9 protein-coding genes and 3 pseudogenes are annotated in these 13,135 nt (G+C 35.5%); 8 read left to right on the top strand and 4 right to left on the bottom strand.

Going from position 1 to position 13,135, the window contains the following annotated elements:
• Positions 1 to 54: 54 nt before the first annotated feature.
• Complete coding sequence (locus DS745_RS07465; RefSeq protein ID WP_129077640.1) at positions 55 to 645, bottom strand: hypothetical protein; 591 nt, start codon at positions 643 to 645, stop codon at positions 55 to 57.
• 761 nt (positions 646 to 1,406) lie between these two features.
• Here DS745_RS07465 and DS745_RS25355 point away from each other — a divergent pair.
• The 5 genes and pseudogenes from DS745_RS25355 to DS745_RS07445 form a co-directional block, all read left to right on the top strand.
• Positions 1,407 to 1,607 (top strand): annotated as a pseudogene (locus tag DS745_RS25355) (S-layer homology domain-containing protein); the annotation flags it as partial.
• A 36-nt stretch (positions 1,608 to 1,643) separates the two neighbouring features.
• Positions 1,644 to 1,791 (top strand): annotated as a pseudogene (locus tag DS745_RS25110) (IS3 family transposase); the annotation flags it as partial.
• 29 nt (positions 1,792 to 1,820) lie between these two features.
• A pseudogene (locus DS745_RS25495) lies at positions 1,821 to 1,913 on the top strand (stalk domain-containing protein); the annotation flags it as partial.
• A 672-nt stretch (positions 1,914 to 2,585) separates the two neighbouring features.
• Positions 2,586 to 3,443 carry an exonuclease/endonuclease/phosphatase family protein gene (locus DS745_RS07450; RefSeq protein ID WP_206662924.1) on the top strand — a complete coding sequence of 286 codons (858 nt, stop codon included), beginning with the start codon at positions 2,586 to 2,588 and terminating at the stop codon, positions 3,441 to 3,443.
• Between the two features lie 315 nt (positions 3,444 to 3,758).
• Positions 3,759 to 4,301 (top strand): hypothetical protein, encoded by a 543-nt coding sequence (locus tag DS745_RS07445; RefSeq protein WP_129077637.1) that lies wholly within the window; start codon positions 3,759 to 3,761, stop codon positions 4,299 to 4,301.
• 407 nt (positions 4,302 to 4,708) lie between these two features.
• Here the strand turns inward: DS745_RS07445 and DS745_RS07440 are convergent, their stop codons facing one another.
• Entirely contained in the window at positions 4,709 to 5,092 is a 384-nt protein-coding gene (locus DS745_RS07440; RefSeq protein WP_129077636.1) for a hypothetical protein, read from the bottom strand.
• Between the two features lie 55 nt (positions 5,093 to 5,147).
• Positions 5,148 to 5,639 (bottom strand): hypothetical protein, encoded by a 492-nt coding sequence (locus tag DS745_RS07435; RefSeq protein WP_129077635.1) that lies wholly within the window; start codon positions 5,637 to 5,639, stop codon positions 5,148 to 5,150.
• A gap of 166 nt (positions 5,640 to 5,805) precedes the next feature.
• Here DS745_RS07435 and DS745_RS07430 point away from each other — a divergent pair, with 166 nt between their 5' ends.
• The 3 genes from DS745_RS07430 to DS745_RS07420 are packed head-to-tail and all read left to right on the top strand — an operon-like array spanning position 5,806 to position 12,218.
• On the top strand, positions 5,806 to 7,704 hold the full coding sequence (locus tag DS745_RS07430) for a dynamin family protein (protein WP_129077634.1): 1,899 nt from the start codon (positions 5,806 to 5,808) through the stop codon (positions 7,702 to 7,704).
• A 16-nt stretch (positions 7,705 to 7,720) separates the two neighbouring features.
• Positions 7,721 to 9,436: a dynamin family protein gene (locus tag DS745_RS07425; RefSeq protein WP_129077633.1), complete on the top strand. Its 1,716-nt coding sequence runs from the start codon at positions 7,721 to 7,723 to the stop codon at positions 9,434 to 9,436.
• Positions 9,437 to 9,449: 13 nt separating this feature from the next.
• Entirely contained in the window at positions 9,450 to 12,218 is a 2,769-nt protein-coding gene (locus DS745_RS07420) for a dynamin family protein (protein WP_129077632.1), read from the top strand.
• 663 nt (positions 12,219 to 12,881) lie between these two features.
• On the opposite strand, the gene DS745_RS07415 is transcribed toward DS745_RS07420, so the two are convergent.
• Positions 12,882 to 13,118, bottom strand: a complete 237-nt coding sequence (locus tag DS745_RS07415) for a hypothetical protein (protein WP_129077631.1) — start codon at positions 13,116 to 13,118, stop codon at positions 12,882 to 12,884.
• Positions 13,119 to 13,135: the final 17 nt, after the last annotated feature.

Below are 13,135 nucleotides of genomic sequence, written 5' to 3'. Positions count from 1 at the left end.
AGTTCTTACCAACGAATGCCAAAGAATGTGCCAATATTTTGGTCAGACCTAGGTTCAACCCATCAAATTTAAAAACTCCCAATGTTCATCGATTTCTTCAAGAGCATCATCTTCTGGATCCAAGTGACTATCAAACCACATGCCCTTAATATCAATCGTGGGTATAGTGTTTTCATCTGATACCACCCCAATATAGTACAAGTGGTAAATCGATTGTATTTTATAGGCATGTCCATGTGCGACGTAATTAGATTGGATTACTACAGGTATAAAGCTTTCTACCACAGAGTAATGTTCATCTGATGGCTCAATAATTTCTTGGAGGTACTTTTTGAGTTCAGCTTTTAAAGCTGTTGTTGGATACGCATAATCACCAGGGGCGATATAGCCAATCTGTAAATTAAATGAAGAAGGAAAAATGATATGTCCGAGTTGCATTTTTATTTCAGGATTACTAGCTTCAAACTGTATTACTTCTTTTTCTTCATCATAAGCACCTAACCATATAGGTGTTTTTTGTTCGTGGTGTTGGTCATAAGATAATTTTAAACTTTGTGTTGAATTATAATAACTTAGTCCTGAAAAGATAAGAGCAATTAAGGAAATTCCAACGGTAAATATTTCAATGGATAATTTTTTGTTCATTGTTTTTAATTCCTTTCAATAACAGGTCAACTAATATTATAAATAATTTCTAAAATTTGTCCATGGGCATGAAGCATGGAACAGTGGGGTCAGACCGTGCGGCCAAGCAAGGTCTCATATATAGCGGGTGGAATTTCCGTCGAGTAAGAGCTAGCCACTCACTCGTAGCGAGTCTTGGAGGGCTTCAGGTAACTCCTTTAAGCTAGATAGTTAGATTGCGGGCCGAAAGCTGAATGAAAATGAAGGGAATATAGCTCCGAAATACCTAATTGAGAAGGCTGATGCGTTGGTCTGTGAAGAAAGCAATATTCTTTCTTCGTGAATGGCAAGAGGAAAGAACTTCTACGGAGTCGAGGACCTCGGCACGTAAGACATTGGTCAATGAAAGCGCGAGAAATTTCCTCCTTTCCCTTCGACAAATCTCGGGTAGTCACAGTGACGACTTTTTTTAAAAGCTACATTAATAACTGAGGTGCAAATCCAAAAAACAAGATAGTTCATACCCGTTAATACTCTAAATCCTTAACTAGTGGATAGATATAAGTATTAATATAGATAGATAAAGTATGAAATATTTCACATATAGCCCCTGTTATAGAAAGGAATTACTATTGCCAAAGAGAATAAAGATAATAATTCTAAAGTTTAAATAGTCTAGTTATATTATATTTTGGTGTTCAGGAGTTAGGAAGAAAGTATTGCTGGATGTAGGATGTAGATAAACTATGTTTAAAGACAAATTTATGAATTGAGGCGTTAATATGAAAGTTAAGCTGATTAAGAAATCCCTTTTAGTATGTCTTACATTTATCATGATCTTTTCACCTCATGCAGCTGTGTTTGCTAATAGTGGTTTAGATTATGAAAATCATTGGGCAAAACTGCAGATCACAGATTGGATGGACAAAGGACTAATTAAAGGTTATCCTGATGGGTCGTTTCAACCAAACAGGAACATAAGTAGAGCTGAATTCATGGCTTTAGTTAATAGAGCTTATGAGGCTTATATCAAGCAATGTGCAACCATTGATGAGCTTAAACGGGAAGTTAAAGAATATATGACAAATCATAATCAACATAGATACCAGTGGGATTTAAAGGATGACCCCTGTTCAATACAGAGATCATCTCCTTAAAGTAGCATAGCTTCTTTTTAAAATGTCCTTTACAAAGGGTACAGTTTAGTACCACTTCGCTTCTTGAGTGAGAATATGGGTGCAAAAGTAGAGTCGATTGGAGCCAAAAAAACAGTAAGGATAAATCAATAGAGTACTAGAAGAGAGCTGTACTATTGGGTCAGATCCCACCAACACCCAAAATCGTCAAGAAAGTATAAATCTTATATGGAAGAGGTATGAAGAAACCCATCAAGTAGGCTTAATGTGAGCCATTTGGTGGGTTTATTTATTTTCTTTAACAAGGATAATCTCCCAATAAACCATAACAAGTTTAAGTTACCAAAGTTTATTGTTAGCAAGATTTTTTATGATTACTTGCCTTCCTAGTAATTCAATTGTTGTTCCATTATGTGGTAGATTTATATATACTAAATGAGAAAAGAATTTATTATCAGCGGAAAATTAGAACTGTGACACATCGAATTTAACTAAAAAAACAATACTTATTAAACGGTGAAATAGTCTCAAACTATTAGAGTAGAAGGGATGTGTGTTGCTTGGATTTGACCCACCTACATAATTCTGTCTTTCAGTATTCTAATCACCTAAAAAACTTGTAAATTTACTAATACTTTGAATTCATCCGACTCCCTTTCGTAATTTAAGTCAAAGCTTTGAAAATAGACAATGTTTTTGTCATCATTATATAATTTTGATCTTCCTAATTGATTAATAACAAGAAATAGGAATTTAAAATTAGAAGGACCCTAAAACAAAGTGGGTAATTAATTTAAATAACATTTATATATAGGAGTATTTATGATGAAAAAAAAGTTTCTTTTTTGGAATGTAAAAAAGAATAACCTTTCGGATACCATTATTAATTTAGCAAAAAAAGAAGTTATTGATGTTATTGTGCTAGCGGAGGCCGACTCAATTGAAGATACATATATAGAAAAAGAGTTAACAAAACACTTCAGAACAAATTATAATTCAAGATACATAAGTGGTCAAAAAATAATGATGATAGATAATTTACCGGGTATTAAAAAAACAAATGAGGACGAAAGAGCTTCTTCATGTTTATATTCAATTAACGGTCAGGAAATTCTTGTTGTAGGAGTACATCTTCGTTCTAAAAAGGGATACGAAGCTGAGGATTTATATGACTTTGCTGGTCAACATCGTCAGTTAATCGATAGATATGGTATAAAAAAAGTTATAATAACTGGTGATTTTAATATGGCACCTTATGAAAAAGGAATTATGGGGATAACTGGATTTAATGCAATTATGAGTAAAGAAGAAATAAGATATAACCCTATACGAACTTTTGGTTATATGAAAAAAAGTTTTTATTTTAATCCTTCTTGGGATGTCTATAGTTCATATTTGCCACATAAAACTTACACCTATAGCTTAGCTTCACCGCTTGGCACATACCATTTCAGTTCAAATTCAAAAGCGGTTAATCCATATTGGCATCTTTTAGACCAAGTACTTATTTCAGCCCAATTAATGGATTCTTATGTTGATAAGTCATTCAAAATAATAACAGAAGTTGATAGTAAGGAATTGTTAAGGGTACAAGAAAATATACATAAAACATCCAAAAGACGGATCCCTGATTGTGATAATTATTCAGATCATTTACCTATCACTTTTGAAATAGATTTTTAATAAGGTGATGATATTTTTGTATAAAACTGAGTTATACTATACTACTCTAGAAACTATTAAGCAAACCCCTATATGGAGACATTTAGAAACATTAAACTTATATGCAACAAAACTTACAAATTCCAATATATCTAAAAGCGATAAAAATATTTTATTTGATTATGTAATTGAGATTATTAAGTTGCGACCTTCATCAATCGAAGATGCTAATTACTGGATTAAACTAAATGTGTTCATGAAAAAAAACCGAATCATACTTTTACTTTAATGACAATACGGTGTAGTGAATTTAATGATTTTCCCGTTTCGATTGAAATGAATTATGTAGAAAACTTAAATTTATTATTTTGTGAGACTCAAGAAGAAATATCATCATTTTTGGATAAATTTGGATATTTAGGATTTGAAAAAATGTCTAATACAATATTTGACTATATAAATCGCTCTGAAAGTAATCACTATTCTAAGAATAATAAACAAGGAACAGAAGGTGACCTTTTAGATACTCAAAAACCTAACAAAAGAAAAGAAAATAATCGATGGACAGCTGAACAAAATTCTATTTTTCTAGATGTGATAGATGACTATAGATCTAAAATTCATAATAAAAGTAAAAATGAAATCAAAAAAATAACCCAAGACTATGCCTTTAAACTTAAAAAGCAATATGAGCATTTGTTAAATAAACGGAATCAATATTCAATTGCTAAACGTTTAGCTTATTTTGATGAATTACTAGCTGGTGTAGGTACTCCTGATGATTATTTGATAAAGGACAAGGCCTATTTTGGTATTAAAAATAGATATGATAATAGTACAAAAGAAAATCCAGCTCGAATAGGAAGGAATAAGAAATAAACCCTTTATATAATAATTTAGAGCTTCATGATAATTTATTATTATTATTTCTCTATTAACTAGATGATAGAAATATAGTCTTATTATTTTAAACTAGAAAAAAAGCATAAATAAGAGTGCGATAACGGTAATTATCGCACCCTAAAGTTCAGGTTAGGTAATTTAACAATCAACCCCATTTGTTATTGTTAGTGCACAGTAAGAATACTACGTAATACTAGAGTTACCTCAACATTAGTAGGAGAGCATTGGTATAAGTATGACTTTCTTTAGTACACTTCATGGCATTCGGGTGGTAAATACTGTGTCAGTGGTGGTACATTTCAGGCTGTCATCATCATTATAAAAAGCCTAGTGATCTCACTCCTAAAGAGGTAGATTACTAGGCATTTTAATAGTTTAAGGTTCTAAGCAAAGAATTTCAGTTGTTGATAGTTGACACGGTTGGCCTGTGAGAGTGGGTCATTGTGTGTCAATACTTCTCTTATATTTCCCTCGTGATTAAGGTGGGCGATCTTGCCGTAATTCGTATCGTAGAGGCTCATATTGCCATGGACGTCCTCTTTAATTATTCCTGTATGTTTGCCATCTTGAATAACGTCAATCCCACCGAGGATGTTTTCTCTCGTCTGTGCTACTTTTTCCCCGTTATGGAAGGTTTCGGCCGTATTTGGGAACAGACCTTGCTGTTTTGTTCCAATTAACTTACCTTTCTCGTACATATGCTTACTCCCAGTATGATCAACCTCAACTGTTGCTTGATCAAGGTATCCAGCGTTTCCTAAATCCATGAAAATCCCTCCTAGTAGGTGTCATTCGTGTTGTCTTCTATAGTATACCGCCATTTTATCTAAGGTTATTATCCGGGTTGCCATCTGGGTTGGATCTGTTGTAACCCCCACCTTCTTCAGCGGTTCGATTGACAGAAGTGTCGCCGTCTCCATCTCTCCAATATCCTTGAACCTCGGTTCCATTTGCCTTTGTGTAACCTTCTACAAAGTGCGGCTCTACCCGATGTATTCCTGAATCCTGGCTACTATTTTCACTTTGATTGTCATTATGTAAATTACTTAATTCGACTGTAGTTAGTGAATATGAGAAAAACTTTAACTCTTGAAAAATGATGCGGTTAACTTGAGACAGTGGATCATTATGTGTCATGATCTCTTTAATGTTTCCTTCTACTCTCAGTTGTTCTAGCTTTCCATAATGAACGTCAAAGTAGGAAGGATCCCTATTAATATCTTCTAATGTAACTCCTGTATGATTTACAGATTTAATTAATTCACTCGTCTGATCAACCTCTACCGTTGCTTGATCAAGGTATTCGGTGTCCATCTAAAGTCCCCCTTTAAAGCTTGTCTATTTCATCATATCGGCCTATCGTGCGTATTTCAATAGTCATAATCTGTTAATAATTGGTATGCCTGAATTCTAGTGAATTAGGACTTTCTATGTAGTAAAATTATTTAGTAAAGTTAATGTTTTTCATTAGGGGGACAACATGAGTCAATCCATTCAATTACACGATTTTGATAAAAAGAAAGAGTTGGTAGTGTCGAGCTTTCAGAAGGTTATTGAGATTTCAAAAGACCTTCATGCTTCAGAAACACTTCAATTTTTAATAGAGAATAAAATGCAGTTAGAAAAAGAAACGTTTATGTTAACGATTGTTGGGGAGTTTTCGCGTGGAAAGTCGACCTTTATTAATGCATTACTTGGAGCGAATGTTCTGCCTTCCAAGGTAAAGCCCACTACTGCAATGATTACAAAAATCCAATACGCTGAAACACCAACGTATTCGCTCATGTTTCGATCACCAGATGAACCTACTCGAGTGCTAGAAGAAGCTGAGTTTAAGAAAATGTCTGCGCCAAGAGAGGCCGACGAGGATGATCCTGAGGACGTGCAACGGTTTCAGGAGGAAATGATAATTTTTAAAGAGATCTCCATGGCTGAAATCGGGTATCCTAACCACTTTTGTGAAGCTGGTATCGAGATCTATGATACTCCGGGAACAAATGATATTGATGTTGCTAGGGAAGAGATTACATTTACTTTTGTTCCAAAATCAGATGCTGTAATCTTCGTTTTGTCAGCTACTACGCCATTTGGTGCTTCAGAAATGGAATTTCTCAAGGAACGTATCTTAAATGAGCATATAAACAAAGTATTTTTTGTGATTAATTTTAAAGACCGTTTGGAAAATACGGAAAAACAAGAGAAGGTACTCAATTATATTCGCGAAAAGCTAGAGGCATTGTTGCCGAATCCGAAACTGTATCTTGTATCTTCCTATGATGCCTTAACGATTCGCAGGCTTGAAAAAAATGAACAATTTCGTATCAAATCACAGGTGTTTAAAGCAATAGAAGACACAGGGATCTCAACACTTGAAAGGGATTTAGCCCACTTTTTTCAGTATGAAAAAGGACAAGCAAAGCTTGAAAAACCTGTAAGACGACTAATCAAAAGTATTCATGACCTTACGTCAGAAACGATTGCGCTTCGAATTGCGGCTACGAAGATGGAAATTGATGAAATAGATCAAAAAATAAAAGAGCTTAAGCCTCAGGTGACTCGTTTTAAGCAAAATTCACGAAAGATTATTCAAGATTTATTAATTGATCTACAAAGTGAAGAGTCCAACATTCAGAGCAAGGTCGAATCTCTAGTCAGATCTATGACGGATATCTTACTTCAAACACTAGATGGCTACCATGGTAGTTTAGAAGAAAAAGAGATGAAACAATTTTTAATTGGAAAAATAAAGTCTCAGCAAAGTCTGATCCAAAAAGAGATGAATGATTATAAAAAAGATATTATTAAAGACCATGTCACAAGAGCCTATAAACAATTAAACACGGAGGAAAAGGATCTCAATAAGGCTGTTCAAGAAACCTTTAACCTTAAGCTTGAGATGAACTACAACTTTAATCTTTCACTGTACGAAAGTGACGATAATCTTTTTGGAATGATTATTGGTGCTGCCGGGCTTGGAGTAGGTGCCCTTATTTTTGCGCCTGCATTACTGGTCGTAGGTGGATTCGGTGCTGCTATTGGGGCGTTCTTCTTTGGAAACGATATTGAACAAACCTACAAGGATTATAAGAGAACGAAGAAGATAAACGAAGTAAAACAGCAGTTACAGCAAAGTCTTTACAAAAGTAGATCAGATATTATAAGTCAATTTGTAAGAGAATGGAGAAATCTGAACCGTAAAGTAGATATGACCTTTGAAGGAGAAGTCCATAAAAAAACGCTGCGACTTGAGGAAGATCTTCATAGAGTCCGAATGGACAAGGAAACCGAGAAACGATCTGTAGAGGAGCAACGACAGTATTATGAAGCGCTTAAAGGACAACTTCAAGCGATCGAACAGAACGTAAGTAGCCTTATATAGTAAAGGGAGAAGTCAAATGCAATCAAATTTCATTCAGGAAGTAGAAGCTGTCCTTCATTTAATTAAAAAAAAGCTACCAAATTCAAACTGTCAGCAAGCTTTAAAGGATTTAGTGGTAGATGTAGCGCAAGACCAACAGTTGATTACGGTGTTAGGCGAATTTAAACGCGGGAAATCAACGCTTATCAATGCCTTTATTCAAGAGCCATTGCTTCCTTCCGATGTTACACCAACAACAGCTACGATTAACATCATTAGTCACTCTGAAGAGACCGATATACAGGTAGTTAAGCATACCGGTGAGGTGGAGGAACACCGATTTTCCAGGGATATCCTTCAAAACTATACATTTGAAGGAGCAGAAGAATTAGAGAAGGTCCACCACATTAACATTCGGCTAAACCTTCAACAGCTCCATGAAAAATTAGTGATTGTAGATACGCCAGGGGTTGGAGACTTAAATGAGCATCGTTTAGATGTAACGTACAGTTATATCCCCCGTTCCAACCTTGTTCTGTTTGTGTTTGATGCAACGACACCTATTCGCAGAACGGAAATTGAGTATTTAGAGGAAGTGCTAAAGTTAAAATTTGGAGAAATTATCTTTATTGCCAATTTCATTGATCGTTTAGACGATGATGAGTTAGAAGAGACGATGGAATACATGGAAGCGCGTTTAAAGAAAATTATGAAAGATGAGCCGTTTCAGATTTTTCCTATTTCATCAAAAATGGCTTTAGAGAACCCGCAAGACCCTGATTTTCAAAGGCTACTTAGCTATATGATACAGCAGCTAGAAGAAGGGGAAGCAACGAAAAAGAAAATGGCTCTTTATGAAAATAGATTTCAGCATCTCTATGAATTTGTCAAAGAAGAAATTGAACAGATTGAACAAGTACGTAAAGCGTCGGATGAAGAGCTAACAATCGCCTACAGAAAGATTGATGAACTTAAACAAAGGCAGGAAAGAGATAAAGAAACATTGCGTCAGTATATGAAGGATCGTCAGGAAGAGGTTATTTCGTTAACGTGGAAGTCGGTTGATCATTTTCGCAACGGACTTGTCGAAGATGTTCATGAAGTAATCGACATGTATGATGGGCCAAAATTTCAAAACCTGATTGAAAAGCAAATTCCATCGATGATCAAAAATCGCTTAAAAAATTGGGTGATTACCTATACACCACAAATTGAGAAGTTAATTTATAAGCTAGAAAAAGAGGTTGTAGAAGGATTTCATACGATGTTTCATCAAGAGATTGGCGCGTTACGGGCGAGCCATGCAAGTAACTATCTAGAGGGAAAAGCGTACCATGTCCAAACTAGAAGTGGGTCTTCTAATATGAGTGTAACTGCGGGAATGATTACGGCTGGAGCAGGTACTATACTTATTTTCCTAAGTGGTGGATTGCTATTACCAATAATCACCATGGCGGGCTTTCCATTTTTAAATAAATTTTTATCAGAAAAAAAGCTTGAGGCACTGAAAGCAGACGTCATTCCTCATATTGACGAAGAGATTGACAAAATCATTGATAATCTAAAATCATCGACAAAGCAATATATTGAAGATGAAGTTCATCATATTCATGAAAAAGCGATTATTCGCTATGAAGAAATGGTTAAATCTTCGCAACTGACATTAGAGGAAGAAATGTATGTACGAAAGCAAACGTCAGTAAGTGCACTGCCATCCATTGAGTTACAGGATCTGTTACTGATGAAAAAATAATGAGGGCTGATAGATGGAAAAACAAATAGAAGAGACCTTGATAGAGAAACAATTCTATCGTCAAGTAGCGGATACGAATGATTCGTTGGAAGCAATCCGAAGTCTCTCACTTATGGCAAATAAAATGTATTCTAATAAGAGTGAAACATTAGATGAAATTCTGTATTCACAGGGGGAGCTTTATTTCCAGCTTGGCGATTATGAGGCCGCTATTTACAAGTGGGGGAAAGTGTCCAACCATGAGTTGGGGTTATGGGCGCCTAAAAATAGCGCTGATGCGTATATGTGCCTCGGGGATTTACAAAAAGCAGAGGCAATATACACATCAATTGGTGAAGGGTCAGTAACCTTAAAAAAAGAAGTTCTATTATCGTTGTATGAGTTGTATGTGGCTGACATTAATAAAGTCAGACAGACGGTTGATAAATTAGTACACCTTGATTGGCAGTATAAAAACGTCTATCAAATGGCGCTTCATTTTTACGAAGAACATCGTGAGTATTTATCTGCATTTGCGTTGGTGTTAGATAAGCTAGAGGTTCAGTATGATGATGACACGCTCAGTAGAATTAAAACCTATTTTACAGAGAGTTCTGAGACTATCAAACCGGTTTTTAGTGCAGCACGGTTATTAAAGCTTCTGTGGAGAGAGGATCGCCAACAACTAGTAAACTACTTTCAGTTTCTGAATGACTATTATCTGCAAACTGATTACTTTATCCATTGGCTTAATCATCTATTTACTCCAATTAACGAGGTGGATGCTAAACTTGGGGTCTATCTACTAACTGAGAAACCAGAATGCTTTGAAAAGAATTTAGAAAGACTTTTTTCTGGTGCTTTCAAAATAAAGGAAATTAGACATATCATCGAGTATCAATTCAGTGAGTATTATCAATTAGCTCCGAATACATCATTGAAACGAGCGCTAGGTGCTTTATTACTTGCGTGGAAGAAGCGGTTTCCAAACGACTTCATGGTGTCGGGGATTGATCTGAATTTTTTACCTGAAGAGAGAATGTATAAACTTTCTACTATGCAAGAGTTCTATCAAAATGTGGTCGGGTGGATGAACCGTATTGATGTTAAAGTCGATGGTTATTCGTCGTGGTGGATGGATTATTATTTAAACAATGATAAGAAGAAGCTCATGGTTTCAGGCAGCTTTAGTAATGGCAAATCGAGCTTTATTAATTCAATCGTTGGATATCCAATTTTAAATGCAGATCATCTGCCAACAACTTCTGCAGTCACCATTCTAGATCATGGCGAAGTGGAATGTGTGACAGAATTTAGGAACCAAAATCTTCAAGTTATTACGATGGAAGAACTGAGAGCAAAGACTACAATTAATCATGCCGCGCATGGGTCGTTATCTAGTCATCTATATCATATTGATAAGGATTTAGATGCGCTAAAGCAAATCACATTAATTGATACACCTGGGTTTAATGATGAAAAACAGAATGAACAAAACCCAACTTTTGATTTTCTGCATCTTGCAGATGAAATGCTCTTTATCCTGAGTGCAGAAACCCCTTTTAAAAAGACTGAAAAAGAAGCTATTGAAAAAATTCTTGAATTACGACCAAATTTACAGATAAGCTTCTTGTTAAATAAGTTTGACTACCTAGATGAAGAAGAGGTTGAGGACACGTTAGAAGACTTGGAACGACGATTATCAAAAACGTTTCAGCGAGACATCACTGTAATTCCCTATTCCTCATCGTATCCCGAGTTAAACGATGGAAAAAAAGTGAATCATTTACTCTTTAAGGCAGAGCATTTAGCAATCGAACAAGAGCGAATGGAAAAGTTACTACCGTATTTAGGAGAACTACTGGCAAAGTTTGATGTCAATCTTGAAGAAAAGGAAAAAGAGTTAAACCGCTTGTTATTATTGAAGAAACGAGAGGGAGACAAGCTTAAGGAGCTAGAAGATTCCTTTGTACGATACAAGAATACAGTCGTCTCGAATATAATTCAAAAGTATCTATCGTTTTCTTCAAGCATGCACAGCTTTATAAAAGGTAGAATACAAGAACGGTTAGTTAAATATTCAAATGGTATCTCGCAAGAAACAGACTTAAATAAGGTCTATCAGTATTTAGATAAAGAAATTAACCAAGAATTAAAACAGCTGTTAGAAGAGATGTTTCAACCGCAAATCTCTCATTTGTTCTCGTATTGGATTTCTGACGTGTCTAAGCACTTACTTACAGTTTCGAAAGACATTGCTCACATGAAAATCGAACTGGCTGATGTCCGCAGTTTACCGGAAGTTGAACAACAGGCATTATCGACTGGAGAATTCAATGAGAGGATCATCCCTGAATTCAAAGCGCTGATGGAGGATATTGAATATACACACATCGATACTTTTAAAAGTATCAATCCTGTTCAAAGCTTCTTGACCGGGGTTGGGAAATTATTTGGAAACAAGAGCCAAATCGCAACAGACAAAGTAAATCAATTTAAACATCAGCTCGAAACCAAACTCTTTGATGAAGTCATTGAGAAGTTCGGCTACCAGATTACGAAAGCAATTGCCAAATTTGACACAAACATTCGCACAAATTTCGACCAGTTATTCGAAGACACACAAACCTACTTCCGTCATAATCGAGACGAAAGCAATCAACAAACGATCAAACAAGCCATGGAGCTTAAGGAACTGTTAGATAGTAAGGAAGGTTATATTGAACGAGTTACGTTGTATAAGATAAGGTATGAGCAGTTGAGAGTGGATTACACAACGAAACAGCGAGAATTAGTTAGATAGTTGGAAGGAAGTATGTGGACGGTTCTAACAGGAGACAATCGGGAGTTTTGCGCGAAAGAAGGCACAACTAGCGGATTTTAGCTGCTAGTTGTGCCTTCTTCTATACTTATACATAATACTTTCGTAAAATTTTTGATTGCCCTAGAAGAATGAAGTCGCAGACTCCGCACCCTTGGGGTTTTTAGGGACACATAGGGACGGTTCGGGACTGCTGAAAAAGTCCAACTATTTTAAAATGAAAATTGTTGAAAGAAAAATGAGCCTCTAAAATCGTCTCCAAGCAACGTTTGTGATAGGGGGAGACATTTATGTACCCCCGTAAAGAGAGCTCTTTTCAAAAGTGATTACTTTTTCACTGGTCTCGGACGGTTCTCATGCTTCTCTTCCAGTGCTTCTAAGGCTATTAAAAGAAACAATGTATAGGATTTAAAATCCTAGAGTGGCTTCAAGTAGATTTCTTATAAGTCAATCATTTGAAAAACGCTCATTTCCTTTATTATAATTAAAATGTAAATCTCAATATCCTTAACAAGACTCCTTCTTTAGTTTAAACAGAAGAATGCGGTTTCTATTTCTTTTTCTTTTGCAAATTGACACTGAAAAAAGACATTAAAAATTCAATAAGAAAAGTAAAAGAAGAACCCACGTCTGGGTTCTTCTCGCTTATATATACGGCAACTCAGTTATATCTAGAGGGCGTTTATCTAAACCTTTTCCTCCATCAATGACCCTGTATTGCGGATTTTTCTCTTCAAATTCTTTGTAAACTGTTTGTTCTGCTACACCTTTTTCCCCGACTGCTGTTGCGTTTTTAAATGTTCCTAAATAGCGATCTATTACGATAAGCCAATAACAATCATATTGTTTTTTGGATGCGACTTCTGCTATTTTAGTTTCCAAGGTTCTATACTCCTTTC

The organism is Anaerobacillus alkaliphilus, assembly GCF_004116265.1.
In the GTDB taxonomy this organism is placed as follows: Bacteria; Bacillota; Bacilli; order Bacillales; family Anaerobacillaceae; genus Anaerobacillus; species Anaerobacillus alkaliphilus.
The sequence above is the reverse complement of the archived record's forward strand: the minus strand, read 5'-3'. Positions and strand labels throughout refer to the sequence as shown.

Coding starts and splice junctions, on each gene's coding strand:
- DS745_RS07465 (WP_129077640.1), bottom strand. CDS start 645: ATGAACAAAAAATTATCCATTGAAATATTTACCGTTGGAATTTCCTTA.
- DS745_RS07430 (WP_129077634.1), top strand. CDS start 5,806: ATGAGTCAATCCATTCAATTACACGATTTTGATAAAAAGAAAGAGTTG.
- DS745_RS07435 (WP_129077635.1), bottom strand. CDS start 5,639: ATGGACACCGAATACCTTGATCAAGCAACGGTAGAGGTTGATCAGACG.
- DS745_RS07425 (WP_129077633.1), top strand. CDS start 7,721: ATGCAATCAAATTTCATTCAGGAAGTAGAAGCTGTCCTTCATTTAATT.
- DS745_RS07450 (WP_206662924.1), top strand. CDS start 2,586: ATGAAAAAAAAGTTTCTTTTTTGGAATGTAAAAAAGAATAACCTTTCG.
- DS745_RS07420 (WP_129077632.1), top strand. CDS start 9,450: ATGGAAAAACAAATAGAAGAGACCTTGATAGAGAAACAATTCTATCGT.
- DS745_RS07445 (WP_129077637.1), top strand. CDS start 3,759: ATGAATTATGTAGAAAACTTAAATTTATTATTTTGTGAGACTCAAGAA.
- DS745_RS07440 (WP_129077636.1), bottom strand. CDS start 5,092: ATGGATTTAGGAAACGCTGGATACCTTGATCAAGCAACAGTTGAGGTT.